The following is a 12,958-nucleotide window of genomic DNA, read 5'->3' as shown; positions in this document are numbered from 1 at the left end:
AGTTTAGTGCCGCTGCGGCGGCCGCAGTTCCAGGCGGCGCGTCGCGACCTTGTTGCGCGTCTGTTCGTCGTGAAAGATACCAACGATCGCGGCGCCGCGCTCGCGCGCCTCGACGATCAGATCGGCCACCACCTCGCGGTTTTCCGCATCGAGCGACGCGGTCGGTTCGTCGAGCAGCAACAGCGGATGTTCGGCGATCAAGCCGCGCGCGATGTTCACGCGCTGCTGCTCGCCGCCCGAAAACGTCGCGGGCGCGAGCGCCCACAGACGCTCCGGCACGTTCAGCCGCGCGAGCAATTCAGCGGCACGGGCACTGGCTTCGTGTTCGGCGATGCCGTGCAACACGAGCGGCTCGGCGACGAGCGCAAGCGTCGGCACGCGCGGAATCACGCGCAAGAACTGGCTGACGTAGCCGACCACGCCGCGGCGCAGACGCAGCACGTCGCGCGGTTCGGCACCGGTGATCGTGACGGGCTGGCCCTGACCGCTCGTGTCGCGAATCGCGATCGAGCCGGTGCTCGCCAGATAGTTGCCGTACAGACAGCGCAGCAGCGTACTCTTGCCCGCGCCGGACGGCCCGACCAGCACCACGCATTCACCGCGCTCGACCTCGAGCGACACGTCCGCGAGCGCGTCGATCCGCACGCCGCCCTGGCCGTGCAGCGTGAAGGTCTTGCCGATGCCGGCGGCGCGCAGCATCAGCGCCGCGTTGTCGGCGAACGCTCGCTCGGCGCCTGCATCAATTGCTGCATCAGTGGATCGCATCGTGAGCCTCAAACCGGCAGAACCGAGGAAACCAGCGTTTGCGTATAAGGGTGCTGAGGATCGTCGAGGACCTGATCGGTCAAGCCGGCCTCGACGACTTCGCCCGCCTGCATCACCATCAGCCGATGCGCGAGCAGACGCGCGACACCGATATCGTGCGTGACGATCAGCACCGACAGATGCAGCGTCGACGTCAACGTGCGCAGCAGATCGAGCAGACGCGCCTGCACGGAGACGTCGAGACCGGCGGTCGGTTCATCCATGAACACGAGACGCGGACCGGTGACGAGATTGCGCGCGATCTGCAGACGCTGCTGCATGCCGCCCGAAAACGCGGCGGGGAATTCGTCGATGCGCGTCGGGTCGAGCTCGACGCGCTCCATCCATTGCGTGGCCGTGCGGCGAATCTCGCCGTAGTGGCGCGCGCCGACCGCCATCAACGGCTCGCCGATGTTGGCGCCGGCCGATACGCCGCTGCGCAGGCCGTCGCGCGGATTCTGCTGCACGAAGCCCCACTCGGTGCGCATCAACAGACGGCGGCGCGGCTCGGACAGCGCGCGCAGATCGAGCGAGTCGCCATGCGACGCGGTGTAGTGCAGTGAGCCGCTATCGGCCTCGGTCCTCAGCGCCAGCGTGTTGAGCAGCGTGGTCTTGCCCGAGCCCGATTCGCCGACGATGCACAGCACCTCGCCCGGACACAGGTCGAAGCTCACGTTGCGGCAACCATTGCGGCCGTCATACTGTTTGGTGAGCGCGCGTGCGCTCAGGAGCGGCCTCATGCGGACTCTCCTTCGCGCGTGGCGCGCGGCAACGGTGCTTGCGATTCGGTATCGCCATCGCCATCGCCGCGCCGCTCGTGGCAGTAGTCGCTATCCGAGCAAACGAACATGCGCGTGCCCGCGTCGTCGACGATCATCTCGTCGAGAAAGCTTTCCTTCGATCCGCACAGCGCGCATGCGTGCTGCCACTTCTGCACCTCGAACGGATGATCGTCGAAGTCAAGGCTGCGCACCGCCGTATAGGGCGGAATCGCGTGAATGCGCCGCTCGCGGCCTGCGCCGAACAGTTGCAGCGAGGCGTTCATATGCATCTTCGGATTGTCGAACTTCGGGATCGGCGAGGGCGAGCTCAGATAGCGATGATTGACGATCACCGGATAGTCGTATGTGGTCGCGATGCTGCCGTGATGCACGATGTCCTCATAGAGCTTCACGCTGATCAGTCCGTAGTCGGCCAGCGCATGCAGCTTCCTGCATTCGGCGACGCGCGGTTCGAGCCGGTACAGCGGCTCGGGCATCGGCACCTGATAGACGAGAATCTGCCGCTCGTTCAGCGGTGTTTCGGGAATCCGGTGGCGCGTCTGGATGATCGTCGCCTCGCTCGTGCGCCGCGTGGTCGCGACACCCGTGGTGCGCGCGAAGAAGCGGCGGATATTGACCGCGTTGGTGGTTTCGTCGGAGCCCTGGTCGATGACCTTCAGCGTGTCGTTGCGGCCGATGATCGCGGCCGTCACCTGGATGCCGCCGGTGCCCCAGCCGAATGGCAACGGCATTTCGCGCGATGCGAACGGCACCTGGTAGCCGGGCACGGCGACTGCCTTCAGCAGCGCGCGGCGCAGCATGCGCTTGGTCTGCTCGTCGAGGTACGCGAAGTTGTAGCCGTGTGCGGCGCTGTCGTATGACGTGTTTGCAACAGCGGTGTCGGGCGCGTTCATGCTGTCTGCTCCTTGCCGGTGACGTGGCTTGGTTCATCGTTGCCTTGATGCCGTGAGCGCAAGCGCCGAACCAGTTCCAGCTCCGCCTGGAAGTCGACGTAATGCGGCAGCTTCAGGTGCTGGACGAAGCCCGACGCCTCGACGTTATCGCTGTGCGAGAGCATGAATTCGATGTCCTGTGTCGGTGACGCGAGCGTCTCGCCAAGTTCTTCGGCTCGCAACGCGCGATCGACGAGCGCCATCGCCATCGCCTTGCGCTCCGAGTGGCCGAACGCGAGACCGTAGCCTTGCGTGAAGGCGGGCGGCACCGCGCCGCTGCCTGCGAACTGGTTGATCATCTGGCATTCGGTGATGTCGATATCGCCGATGTCGACGGCTCCGCCGAGTTCGTCGAGGTCCATTTCGACCTCGATCGTGCCGAAGCGGATCTCACCCGCGAACGGATGCGAGTGCGCGTAGCCGCGTTGCGTCGCGTAGCCCATCGCGAGCAGAAAGCCTTCGTCGCCACGCGCGAGATTCTGCAGGCGCGTCGCGCGGCTTGCGGGAAATGCGAGCGGTTCGCGCGACAGATCGCCGGGTTGTGCGCCGTCGGGTGTCGGGCGCTCCTGTTCGATCAGGCCTTCCTTGTCGAGCAGCGACACGACGCGCGGCATCGATTCCGGCGCGGGCGGTTCTATCGAAACCGGCACGCCGCCGCGCGTCACCTCTTGCTGCACGTCCTCACCATCCGCGAGCAAGGCGAAATCGAGCAGGCGCTGCGTGTAGTCATAGGTCGCGCCGAGCAGTTGGCCGCCGGGCAAGTCCTTGAAGGTCGCCGAGATGCGACGCTCGACGTGCATCGTTTCGGTATCGATCGCGCGCGTATAGCCGAAGCGCGGCAACGTGGTGCGATACGCACGCAGCAGGAAGATCGCTTCGACCAGATCGCCCGCCGCCTGCTTGATGGCGAGCGCGGCGAGTTCCTCGTCGTAGACCGAGCCCTCGGTCATCACGCGCGCGACCGCGAGCCGCAACTGCTCGCGAATCTGCGCGACGCTCAGTTCGGCGATCCGCGTATCGCCGCGGCGCGCTTTGTCGAGCAGGCGCCACGACGCTTCGATCGCGCGTTCTCCACCTTTGACGGCAACGTACATCAGTTCACCTTCGCGTCAGTTGTGCGCGGCAGGCCGATCACGCGCTGGCCGCAAACCAGATAACAGTCGATTCCGCACGGAAACAGCGGTGCGAGCATCGCGCGTTCCTGCCAGAACCGCGTAGGAAGACCGTCGGGAGAAATTGTTTCGGTATCCAGAATGCCGGGACCGCTCAGCGTGACCGGTGCGCCGCCCGTCAGCGCGTCGACGCGGATCAGCAGCGTGGCTGATTGTTCGGGCGACTCGGCGCTGCCGGGCGCGAAGCTTTCGAGCGACGGCAGTGCGTTGGCATCTTGCAGATACACGAACGCGGCTTCGCCGGGTGCATCGACGAGCGGTGCGCCGGTATGAAAACGCAACGCCGACGCGAGCGCGGTATCGGGCTGCGCGAGCCAGACCGGTGTTGCGTAGTCGCAGAGCGTGAGCAGCGCTGCGAACGCAGCGGGTTCGGCCGGCGTATTGCGCAACTCAGGCAGCACGTCGCCGATCACGCCGATCGTGCCGGGCCGCGACAACGCGTCGAGCAGCGTACGGAAAACGGCCTGGGTATCGTGGACTGGGTCCGCGAATCCCGGCGTCAGTGTGGACAAAGCAATTGGTGAATGTTCCATCAGTCGCCCCGCACCATCGTGAAGAATTCGACCCGCGTCGTCGCGGCGTCCTGTTGCTGTTGCACGCGCCGGGCTTGCTGCTGCGCGGCGAACGGCTCGATCAGGTGGCGCTGCAGGCTGTCATGATGCTCGGGCATTTGCAGCAACGCATCGGCGAGCGCGGCGAGTTCGGCGCGACGCCGGTCGCGTCCCAGATGGCAGGCCACGCCGACGGTGGCCTCAGCGTCGCCGCTGGCACGCAGACGCAGCGTGGCGCGCGTGACGGTCGCTTCGCCGAGATTAAACGGATCGCCGCTGCCGCCGATACGCCCGCGCACCATCGCGAGGCCGATTTCAGGGGGACGGAGCCAGTCGTAGGCGGGGGCGGGTTGGCCTTGCAGCGCGCGCTGTAGCGCGGCTTCGAGGTCGGTGCGCGCCGTGCGGGCCAGCACGGCCATCCAGGCGCGGCGCGGTGCCGAAGAGGGGGGGACGGAAGTCGGGCTCATCGGATTTCCTGTCGATCCAGCGAGTGGATATTGGAGCATCTATTCATCTAAACGTCTAGACGTTTATAGGCATAGTTGTCTGGACGGCCGTGCGCGGCCGACGTTTCATATTTCCATCACGGCTTGCGCACTACAATGCACGTCATGGCGATCATTTGAACCGAAGGGAATGACAGCACCATGACATCGAATGACAGCGCGACGCCGGCTACGACGCTCGAACGTGGCGCGGGGGTGGCCGTTTGGAGGCAGATCGAACAGATTCTCGCGGCCGAGATCGCGGCGAGCGGGTTCGGCGAAGAAGGGCGGCTGCCGAGCGAGGGCGAGCTGGCGAAACGCTTCGACGTCAACCGTCACACGGTGCGTCGCGCGATGCTTGGCCTCGCCGCGCTCGGCCTCGTCAGCGTCGAGCAGGGACGCGGCACCTTCGTGCAGCCCGGCGCGATCGACTATTCGATCGGCCGCCGTACGCGCTTCACCGAGAACCTGCGTCAGCAGCATCACTCGCCCGCGGGCAAGATGCTGTCGGCCGCGCGCGTGAAGGCCGAACCCAATGTCGCGAAGGCGTTGGGTCTGCGCGCGGGCGTGGCGGTCTATCGCATCGAATCGCTGAACGAGTCCGACGGCGTGCCGCTCACGTTCGCACGCAGCTGGTATCCGGCCGCGCGATTTCCGGATCTGCCGGAGGTGGTGCAACGTCTCGGCGGCACGACGAAGGCGCTGGCCGAATTCGGCGTGGACGATTATCTGCGCAAGTGGAGCCGCATCGGCAGCGTGCTGCCCGAGCCGGAAGTCGCGCGGCGGCTGAACATCAACCGTCAGCAGCCGGTGCTGTGGGTCGAGAACGTCGACGTCGATCTGCAAGGCACGCCGGTCAAGTACGGCTTCACGCATTTCGCGGCCGACCGCGTGCAATTGCTCGTGGAGCACGACCTGTGAGCGGCGCCGCATGGGGTGCCGAAGCGCGCTTCGCGCTCTACTACGCGCCGTCGCGTGAATCCGCGTGGTGGCCGGCCGGCTCGACATGGCTCGGGCGCGATGCACAAAGCGGCGAGCGCTGCGCGCAGCCGCAGCCGCCAGGTTTGACGCGCGCGCTCGCCGCGTTGACCGACGCGCCGCGCCGCTACGGCTGGCATGGCACGCTGGTCGCGCCGTTCCGGCTCGGCGCTTGCGTCACGCAAGACGACGTGCTCGCGGCCGCTCGGGCCTGGGCGCTCGCGCAGCAGGCGTTCGCGTTGCCGGTGGAAGCGGCCACGCTGGGCGACTTCGTGGCGTTACGTCCCGCCGATGAGCACGGCGAAGCGCACATCCGCGAGCTTGCGTCGAACGCGCTGCAATCGCTCGATGGGCTGCGCGCGCGACCATCGGCGGAAGATCTCGCGCGCCGGCTCGCCGCGCCGCTTAGCGAGCGCCAACGTGCGTTGCTCCTGGAATGGGGCTATCCGTACGTGTTCGACGAATTCCGTTTTCATATGACGTTGTCCAGTTCGCTCGCCGATGCCGGCGAACGCGCGACGCTGCTCGCATGGTGGCGTGAACGCACGCCCGCGCTCGGGCCGCTCGCGGTCGATCAGGCCGCGCTCTTCGTCGAGCCGGCGCTGGGCGAGCCGTTCGTGTTGTGGCAGCGGCTGCCGTTCAGCCCCGGCGTGCAACATGGCGATCGCAAGGACATGCAGCACGACGAGGTGAGCAGCCAATGACAGGGCGATTGATCTATGTGATGGGGCCGTCGGGCGCGGGCAAGGATGCGCTGCTGCAATTCGCGCGCAAGGGGCTCGCGGGCGACCCGGTCGTGTTCGCGCATCGTTACATCACGCGGCCAAGCGGCAATGGCGAGGTGCATGTCGCACTGAGCGTCGAGGAGTTCGCCGCGCGTTCGGTGCTTGGCCTGTTCGCGCTCGAATGGTCGAGCCATGCGCTGCGCTATGGCATCGGCATCGAACTCGATGCATGGCTCGCGCGCGGCTGCACGGTGGTCGTCAACGGCTCGCGGCAGTACGTGCAGCATGCGCTCGCGCGCTATCCGCGCGCGGAAGTGGTGCATGTGAGCGCCGCGCTGCATATTCTCGAAGCGCGGCTCGGCGCACGGGCGCGCGAATCGGCGGAGCAGGTCGCGGCGCGGCTCGCGCGGCGCGCGCCGTTTGCTTTGCCCGCCGGCGTGCGCTGCACGACGATCGACAACTCCGGTACGCTCGAAGAGGCGGGGCACGCATTGATCACGGTGCTCAAGGAAAACGTGAACGCGTAGCGCAGGCACGCGTCCTTACTGCGCGGCAACTCATTGGAGCCCGACAAACTATGAACGAGATCCCGCGTTTGACCGAAGTGTCCGATCTGGAACCCGCCGCCGCGAGCCTGCGCGAAATTCGCCATCACATTCACCACCATCCCGAGCTCGCGTACGAGGAAGTGCAGACCGCGGCGCTCGTCGCCGACAAGCTCGAACAGTGGGGCTGGCAGGTCACGCGCGGGGTCGGCAAGACAGGGGTGGTCGGCACGCTGAAAGTGGGCGACGGCAAGCGCAGCATCGGCATTCGCGCGGACATGGACGCGCTGCCGATCATCGAGCAAACCGGCTTGCCTTACGCGAGCGGCACGCACGGCAAGATGCATGCGTGCGGCCACGACGGCCACACGACGATCCTGCTCGGTGCCGCGCAACGGCTCGCGGCCACGCGCAACTTCTCGGGCACCGTGCATCTGTATTTCCAGCCGGCCGAGGAAAGCGGCATCGACAGCGGCGCGCAGAAGATGATCAACGACGGCCTGTTCGAGCGCTTCCCGTGCGACGCCGTGTTCGGCCTGCACAACCATCCGGGCGCGGAGCCGGGCGTGCTGCTGTTCCGCAAGGGGCCGTTCATGTCGGCGGGCGACAAGGCGATCATCACGATCGAAGGCGTCGGCGGTCATGCGGCGCGTCCGCATCTGACCGTCGATCCGGTCGTGGTCGCCGCGAGCATCGTGATGGCGCTGCAGACGATCGTCGCGCGCAACGTCGATCCGGCGCAGCCAGCCGTCGTGACTGTCGGCTCGATGCACGCGGGCACCGCGAACAATGTGATATCGAGCAGCGCGCGGCTCGAGCTGAGCGTGCGCTCGTTCAGCCCCGAGGTACGCGCGATGCTGAAGAAGCGCATCACCGAGCTGGCCGGGACGCAGGCCGCCAGCTATGGCGGCAAGGCGCACGTCGAGTACGTCGAAGGCTATCCGGTCGTCATCAATACGGATGCCGAAACGGACTTCGCGGTGCAGGTCGCGCGCGAACTGCTCGGCGACGACAAGGTGGTCGAGCAGGCCGACATCCTGATGGGCAGTGAGGACTTCGCGTTCATGCTGCAGAAGCGTCCGGGCACGTTCCTGCGCCTCGGCAATGGCGTCGGCGAGGACGGCTGCATGGTGCACAACCCGCGCTACGACTTCAACGACCGCAGCCTGCCGATCGGTGCGGCGTTCTGGGCGCGCCTGGTGGAGCGTTATCTGCCGCGGTGAGCGACTTGACGGCTATCTGGCCGCGTGCGTCAGCCCCGCCGCGCGACCATCTGCGAGACCGTCTGCGCGGCCTGCTGCAGCGGTTCCAGAAACGCCTTCACCATCTGCTTGGCCGAATTGCGCTGCGCGTTGCCGCTGATGTTCATCGCGGCGATCACGCGGCCCTGGCGATTGCGGATCGGCGCGGACAGCGAAATCAAACCGCCTTCGAGCTCCTGATCGACGATCGCCCACCCCTGGCGACGCACCTGCGCGATCAGCTTCTTCAACTCGTCCTTGTCGGTGACGGTGCGCGGCGTGTGCGCGTAGAGCGGCGACGAGTTCAGCGTCGCGTCGAGCGTCTCGTCGTCGAGCGAGGCGAGCAGCACGCGCCCCATCGACGTGCAGTACGCGGGCAGGCGGCTGCCGATCGACAGGTTGATCGTCATGATCTTGTGGGTCGGCACGCGCAGCACGTAGACGATCTCGGTGCGATCGAGCACGGCCGCCGAGCAGCTTTCGTGCACCTGCGCCGACAGACTCTCCATGACGGGTTCGGCGAGATTCCAGAACGGCATCGAGGTCAGGTATGCGAAGCCGAGATCGAGAATCTTCGGCGTCAGACGGAAGAGGCGCCCCTCGGCCTCCACGTAGCCGAGCGTTTGCAGTGTCAGCAGAATCCGGCGCGCGCCGGCGCGCGTCAGGCCGGTCGCCGCGGCGACGTCGGTGAGCGTCTGTTCGGGGCGCGTCGCGTCGAACGCGCGGATGACCGCGAGGCCGCGCGCGAACGACTGCACGTACGAGTCGCCCGGTTTCTCCCGGGCCGGTTCGGCGATGACGGGCGCGACGGAAGACGGCGGCAGGGCTTTGCTCATGGACCTTGATCGTGGTTTTGGAATAGTGCGCACGAAGGACGCGCGACGCCTGTTCGTTTCGATGCGGCGCCGCGTTGTGCGTTGCGCCGCAAAGGCGAGACGATAGCTTAAGCCTTCCGTTTCGCCAAATGACGCCGATCCGTTCAAAAAACCAGGGGTTTGCGTGGATGCGGTTCATCGTCCAGATTTGTATGATGACCCGACAACCCGATCCATTCACGGTACCTGACCCAACCGATACGCCATGTTCGACAAGATTCCCGCCCGCGCGTTGAGCGACACTGTCGCGCAGCAACTGCTCAAGCAGATCGACAAGGGCACCTTCGCGCGCGGCGCCAGGCTGCCGACCGAAGCCGTGCTCGCGCAACAGTTCGGCGTGAGCCGCACGGTGATTCGCGAGGCGCTGTCGCGGCTGAAGAACGAGGGCGTGGTCGAGCCGCGCCAGGGCAGTGGCGTATTCGTCGCCGGACACGGCGCGATCCGCCCGTTGCGGATCGACTACGCGGAAGCGGTCGAACCGGGCTCGGTCGTGCAGATCCTTGCGCTGCGCCGTGCGATCGAGGCGGAGGTTGCGGCCGAAGCCGCGATGCGCCGCAGCGATACCGACATGGCCGCGATCGACGCCGCGCTCGCGCGCATCGAGCGCGCGGTCGCCGACGGCGAAGACGGCGTCGCCGAAGACGTCGCGTTCCATCGCGCGATTGCGGTGGCAACCGGCAATCCGTATTTCCTCAAGACGCTTACGTTTCTCAATCAGTACCTTGAAGCGGGCACGGTCGTCACGCGTCGCAACGAGGCGCTGCGCGAGGACTTCTCGCGGCAGGTGCGCGAGGAGCACGCGGCGATCGCCGCGGCGATTCGCTCGGGCGATCCGATGGCGGCGCGCAATGCCGCGCAGACGCATCTGTATAACGCGGCGCGGCGGCTTGCCGAGGCGGGCATCGTCTGACGCGCTCGAACGAACAAGCGCAGCACTAATTCATAGGGGTCATGCATGTCGAGAAATGTCGGTGTCATTGGTCTGGGGGCGATGGGGCTTGGCGTCGCGCGCTCGCTGTTGCGCGCGGGCTTCAGGGTCCACGCGTGCGACTTGCGGCGCGACGTGCTGCAGGCGTTCGTCGATGAAGGCGGCGTCGGCTGTGCGACGCCCGCCGAGCTTGGCGCGCAGTGCGAGGTCGTGATCACGCTGGTCGTGAATGCCGCGCAAACCGAGGCCGTGCTGTTCGGCGAGCGAGGCGGCGATGGCGCGCTCGCGGCGATGAAAGCGGGCGGCGTCGTGATCGCGAGCGCCACGGTCGCGCCGGACTTTGCGAGCGATCTCGGCAAGCGCGTCGAGGCGGCCGGATTGCAGATGCTCGATGCGCCGGTGTCGGGCGGCGCGGCGCGTGCCGCGTCGGGCGAAATGACGATGATGACGTCCGGGCCCGCGGCCGCTTACGCCGCGTGCGAGGACGTGCTCGCCGCGATCGCCGGCAAGGTCTATCGGCTCGGCGCCGCGCATGGCGCGGGCTCGAAGGTGAAGATCATCAACCAGCTGCTGGCCGGCGTGCATATTGCCGCAGCCGCCGAGGCGCTGGCACTCGGCTTGCGCGAAGGCGTCGACCCGGACGCGCTATACGACGTGATCACGCACAGCGCGGGCAATTCGTGGATGTTCGAGAACCGCGTGCCGCATATTCTCGCGGGCGACTACACGCCGCTGTCGGCGGTCGATATTTTCGTGAAGGACCTCGGGCTCGTGCTCGATACCGCGCGTCGCACGAAGTTTCCGCTGCCGCTGTCGGCGGCAGCCCATCAGATGTTCATGATGGCGTCGACGGCGGGCCACGGCGGCGAAGACGACTCGGCGGTCGTGAAGATTTTCCCCGGCATCGAACTGCCGGCGAAGCGATAGCCGAGGGGCAGGTCATGACGGCTCAAACGAACCCTGCGCTGCTCGGCTGCATCGCCGACGATTTCACCGGCGCCACCGATCTCGCCAACATGCTCGTGCGCGGCGGCATGCGCACGGTGCAGACGATCGGCGTGCCTGCATCGAACGAAACGCCGAACGAAGCGCTCGACGCCGACGCGCTCGTCGTCGCGCTGAAGTCGCGCACGATCCCCGCGGCCGACGCGGTCGCGCAATCGCTCGCCGCGCTCGACTGGCTGCGCGCACAAGGGTGCCGGCAGTTCTTCTTCAAGTACTGCTCGACGTTCGATTCGACCGATGCGGGCAACATCGGCCCGGTGACCGACGCGTTGCTGAATGCGCTGTCCGGCGAATTCGCCGAGCGCGCGTCGTTCACGATCGCCTGTCCCGCGTTTCCCGAGAACGGCCGCACGATTTTTCGCGGCCATCTGTTCGTCGGCGATGCGCTGCTCAACGAGTCGGGCATGGAAAACCATCCGCTGACGCCGATGCGCGACGCGAACCTCGTGCGCGTGCTGCAGCGGCAAACTCGATCGAAAGTCGGGCTCGTGCGTTATGACTCGGTCGCGCAAGGCGACGCGGCCGTGCGCGCCGCGTTCGACGTGCTGCACGCCGACGGCGTGCGTATCGCGATTGCCGATGCGGTGTCCGACGCCGATCTGCACACGCTCGGCGCGGCCTGCGCGGACCTCGCGTTGATCACCGGTGGCTCGGGCGTTGCGCTCGGTTTGCCGGCCAATTTCCGCCGCGCGGGTCTGCTCGGCGAGCAGGCCAATGCCGCGCAATTGCCGCGTGTCGAAGGCTTGTCGGCGGTGCTCGCGGGCAGCGCGTCGAAAGCGACCAACGCGCAGGTCGCCGCCTGGTGCGCGACGCGGCCTGCGTTCCGCATCGACCCGCTCGCGGCGGCGCGCGGCGAGGACGTCGTCGGCGAGGCGCTCGAGTTCGCGCAACAGCGCTTCGTGCACGCGGAGCCGGCGCTGATCTATGCGACCGCATCGCCCGACGAAGTGAAGACCGTGCAGCGCGAACTCGGCGTCAACGAGGCAGGGCATCTGGTGGAGAAGACGTTGGCGTCGATTGCACGCGGCTTGCGTGAGCGCGGCGTTCGCAAGTTCGTCGTCGCGGGCGGAGAGACGTCGGGTGCGGTTGTCCAGGCGCTAGGCGTGCGCATGCTGCGCATCGGCGCGCAGATCGATCCGGGCGTGCCGGCTACCGCGACGACCGACGCGCAGCCGCTCGCGCTCGCGCTGAAGTCCGGCAACTTCGGCGCGACCGACTTCTTCGACAAGGCACTGCGCCATCTCGACGGAGCCGCGCAATGAGCGGCACGCCGGCATTACACACCTCCACCGAAGCGCGCGTGCGCGAGGAAATCTGCGTGGTGGGCGCGAGTCTGTATCAGCGCGGCTATACGGTCGGCACGGCCGGCAACATCAGCGCGCGGCTCGACGACGGCTGGTTGATCACGCCGACCGACGCTTGCCTCGGCCGCCTCGATCCCGCCGAGATAGCGAAGGTTGACGCGGATGGCCACGCGGTGTCGGGTGGCAAGCCATCGAAAACGCTCGCGCTGCATCGCGGCATCTATGCGCGCAACGACGACGCGCGCGGCATCGTCCATACCCATTCGACGCATCTGGTCGCATTGACGCTCGCGGGTGTTTGGAACGAAGCGGACGTGTTACCCCCGATCACTCCGTACTACGTGATGAAAGTGGGACATGTACCGCTGATTCGTTACCGACGCCCAGGCGATCCGCAAGTGGCCGCACAGATCGCCGCGCTGGCCGATCGCGTGCGCGCGGTGTTGCTCGAACGTTTGGGGCCGGTGGTGTGGGAGCGCTCGGTCGCGCAGGCGTCGTATGTGCTCGAAGAACTCGAGGAGACCGCGCGCCTGTGGCTGATGACGAATCCGCGGCCCGAGCCGCTCGATGCCGCCGCGATCGAAGAACTACGTGCCGCGTTCGGCGCGCGCTGGTAGCGCCGCATAACGGT

Annotated in this window: 15 protein-coding genes; 8 read left to right on the top strand and 7 right to left on the bottom strand. The window is 66.9% G+C overall.

The window, feature by feature from the left end:
* Positions 1-3 precede the first annotated feature (3 nt).
* The 6 genes from phnL to phnG are packed head-to-tail and all read right to left on the bottom strand — an operon-like array spanning position 4 to position 4,708.
* A complete protein-coding gene (gene phnL, locus L0U81_RS23605) occupies positions 4-765 on the bottom strand; it encodes a phosphonate C-P lyase system protein PhnL (protein WP_233806068.1) in 762 nt (253 codons plus the stop codon).
* Positions 766-773: 8 nt separating this feature from the next.
* Positions 774-1,544, bottom strand: coding sequence for a phosphonate C-P lyase system protein PhnK (gene phnK / locus L0U81_RS23600; protein WP_233806066.1), 771 nt, complete (start codon positions 1,542-1,544; stop codon positions 774-776).
* Entirely contained in the window at positions 1,541-2,479 is a 939-nt protein-coding gene (locus L0U81_RS23595; RefSeq protein ID WP_233806064.1) for an alpha-D-ribose 1-methylphosphonate 5-phosphate C-P-lyase PhnJ, read from the bottom strand. Before L0U81_RS23595 ends, phnK begins: the two co-directional genes overlap by 4 nt.
* On the bottom strand, positions 2,476-3,612 hold the full coding sequence (locus tag L0U81_RS23590; RefSeq protein ID WP_233806056.1) for a carbon-phosphorus lyase complex subunit PhnI: 1,137 nt from the start codon (positions 3,610-3,612) through the stop codon (positions 2,476-2,478). The genes L0U81_RS23595 and L0U81_RS23590 overlap by 4 nt, the downstream gene beginning before the upstream one ends.
* Positions 3,612-4,223 (bottom strand): phosphonate C-P lyase system protein PhnH, encoded by a 612-nt coding sequence (gene phnH, locus L0U81_RS23585; RefSeq protein WP_233806054.1) that lies wholly within the window; start codon positions 4,221-4,223, stop codon positions 3,612-3,614. Before phnH ends, L0U81_RS23590 begins: the two co-directional genes overlap by 1 nt.
* Positions 4,223-4,708, bottom strand: coding sequence for a phosphonate C-P lyase system protein PhnG (phnG, locus tag L0U81_RS23580; protein ID WP_233806052.1), 486 nt, complete (start codon positions 4,706-4,708; stop codon positions 4,223-4,225). The genes phnH and phnG overlap by 1 nt, the downstream gene beginning before the upstream one ends.
* 180 nt (positions 4,709-4,888) lie before the next feature.
* Between phnG and phnF the strand changes: the two genes are divergently transcribed.
* From phnF to L0U81_RS23560, 4 genes are read left to right on the top strand one after another with little or no spacing between them, the layout of a single operon-like run.
* Positions 4,889-5,647, top strand: a complete 759-nt coding sequence (gene phnF / locus L0U81_RS23575; RefSeq protein ID WP_233806050.1) for a phosphonate metabolism transcriptional regulator PhnF — start codon at positions 4,889-4,891, stop codon at positions 5,645-5,647.
* A complete protein-coding gene (locus L0U81_RS23570) occupies positions 5,644-6,408 on the top strand; it encodes a DUF1045 domain-containing protein (protein WP_233806048.1) in 765 nt (254 codons plus the stop codon). The genes phnF and L0U81_RS23570 overlap by 4 nt, the downstream gene beginning before the upstream one ends.
* Positions 6,405-6,956, top strand: coding sequence for a phosphonate metabolism protein/1,5-bisphosphokinase (PRPP-forming) PhnN (gene phnN / locus L0U81_RS23565; RefSeq protein ID WP_233806046.1), 552 nt, complete (start codon positions 6,405-6,407; stop codon positions 6,954-6,956). The genes L0U81_RS23570 and phnN overlap by 4 nt, the downstream gene beginning before the upstream one ends.
* A gap of 50 nt (positions 6,957-7,006) precedes the next feature.
* A complete protein-coding gene (locus L0U81_RS23560; RefSeq protein WP_233806044.1) occupies positions 7,007-8,197 on the top strand; it encodes a M20 aminoacylase family protein in 1,191 nt (396 codons plus the stop codon).
* Positions 8,198-8,226: 29 nt separating this feature from the next.
* Here the strand turns inward: L0U81_RS23560 and L0U81_RS23555 are convergent, their stop codons facing one another.
* Positions 8,227-9,051: an IclR family transcriptional regulator gene (locus tag L0U81_RS23555; RefSeq protein WP_233806042.1), complete on the bottom strand. Its 825-nt coding sequence runs from the start codon at positions 9,049-9,051 to the stop codon at positions 8,227-8,229.
* Between the two features lie 244 nt (positions 9,052-9,295).
* Here L0U81_RS23555 and L0U81_RS23550 point away from each other — a divergent pair, with 244 nt between their 5' ends.
* The 4 genes from L0U81_RS23550 to otnC are packed head-to-tail and all read left to right on the top strand — an operon-like array spanning position 9,296 to position 12,944.
* Positions 9,296-10,000 (top strand): FadR/GntR family transcriptional regulator, encoded by a 705-nt coding sequence (locus tag L0U81_RS23550; RefSeq protein ID WP_233806040.1) that lies wholly within the window; start codon positions 9,296-9,298, stop codon positions 9,998-10,000.
* A gap of 45 nt (positions 10,001-10,045) precedes the next feature.
* Positions 10,046-10,945, top strand: a complete 900-nt coding sequence (ltnD, locus tag L0U81_RS23545) for an L-threonate dehydrogenase (RefSeq protein ID WP_233806034.1) — start codon at positions 10,046-10,048, stop codon at positions 10,943-10,945.
* A gap of 14 nt (positions 10,946-10,959) precedes the next feature.
* Entirely contained in the window at positions 10,960-12,285 is a 1,326-nt protein-coding gene (otnK, locus tag L0U81_RS23540; RefSeq protein WP_233806032.1) for a 3-oxo-tetronate kinase, read from the top strand.
* Complete coding sequence (gene otnC, locus L0U81_RS23535) at positions 12,282-12,944, top strand: 3-oxo-tetronate 4-phosphate decarboxylase (protein WP_233806030.1); 663 nt, start codon at positions 12,282-12,284, stop codon at positions 12,942-12,944. The genes otnK and otnC overlap by 4 nt, the downstream gene beginning before the upstream one ends.
* Positions 12,945-12,958 lie beyond the last annotated feature (14 nt).

Source organism: Paraburkholderia sp. HP33-1, assembly GCF_021390595.1.
GTDB lineage: Bacteria > Pseudomonadota > Gammaproteobacteria > Burkholderiales > Burkholderiaceae > Paraburkholderia.
Note: the sequence above shows the minus strand (reverse complement) of the source record. Positions and strands in the feature narration are given on the sequence as shown.

What these genes read in the sequence shown, in the direction of transcription:
- phnL (WP_233806068.1), bottom strand. Translation starts at nt 765, where the DNA reads ATGCGATCCACTGATGCAGCAATTGATGCAGGCGCCGAGCGAGCGTTC.
- phnK (WP_233806066.1), bottom strand. Translation starts at nt 1,544, where the DNA reads ATGAGGCCGCTCCTGAGCGCACGCGCGCTCACCAAACAGTATGACGGC.
- L0U81_RS23595 (WP_233806064.1), bottom strand. Translation starts at nt 2,479, where the DNA reads ATGAACGCGCCCGACACCGCTGTTGCAAACACGTCATACGACAGCGCC.
- L0U81_RS23590 (WP_233806056.1), bottom strand. Translation starts at nt 3,612, where the DNA reads ATGTACGTTGCCGTCAAAGGTGGAGAACGCGCGATCGAAGCGTCGTGG.
- phnH (WP_233806054.1), bottom strand. Translation starts at nt 4,223, where the DNA reads ATGGAACATTCACCAATTGCTTTGTCCACACTGACGCCGGGATTCGCG.
- phnG (WP_233806052.1), bottom strand. Translation starts at nt 4,708, where the DNA reads ATGAGCCCGACTTCCGTCCCCCCCTCTTCGGCACCGCGCCGCGCCTGG.
- phnF (WP_233806050.1), top strand. Translation starts at nt 4,889, where the DNA reads ATGACATCGAATGACAGCGCGACGCCGGCTACGACGCTCGAACGTGGC.
- phnN (WP_233806046.1), top strand. Translation starts at nt 6,405, where the DNA reads ATGACAGGGCGATTGATCTATGTGATGGGGCCGTCGGGCGCGGGCAAG.
- L0U81_RS23560 (WP_233806044.1), top strand. Translation starts at nt 7,007, where the DNA reads ATGAACGAGATCCCGCGTTTGACCGAAGTGTCCGATCTGGAACCCGCC.
- L0U81_RS23555 (WP_233806042.1), bottom strand. Translation starts at nt 9,051, where the DNA reads ATGAGCAAAGCCCTGCCGCCGTCTTCCGTCGCGCCCGTCATCGCCGAA.
- L0U81_RS23550 (WP_233806040.1), top strand. Translation starts at nt 9,296, where the DNA reads ATGTTCGACAAGATTCCCGCCCGCGCGTTGAGCGACACTGTCGCGCAG.
- ltnD (WP_233806034.1), top strand. Translation starts at nt 10,046, where the DNA reads ATGTCGAGAAATGTCGGTGTCATTGGTCTGGGGGCGATGGGGCTTGGC.
- otnK (WP_233806032.1), top strand. Translation starts at nt 10,960, where the DNA reads ATGACGGCTCAAACGAACCCTGCGCTGCTCGGCTGCATCGCCGACGAT.
- otnC (WP_233806030.1), top strand. Translation starts at nt 12,282, where the DNA reads ATGAGCGGCACGCCGGCATTACACACCTCCACCGAAGCGCGCGTGCGC.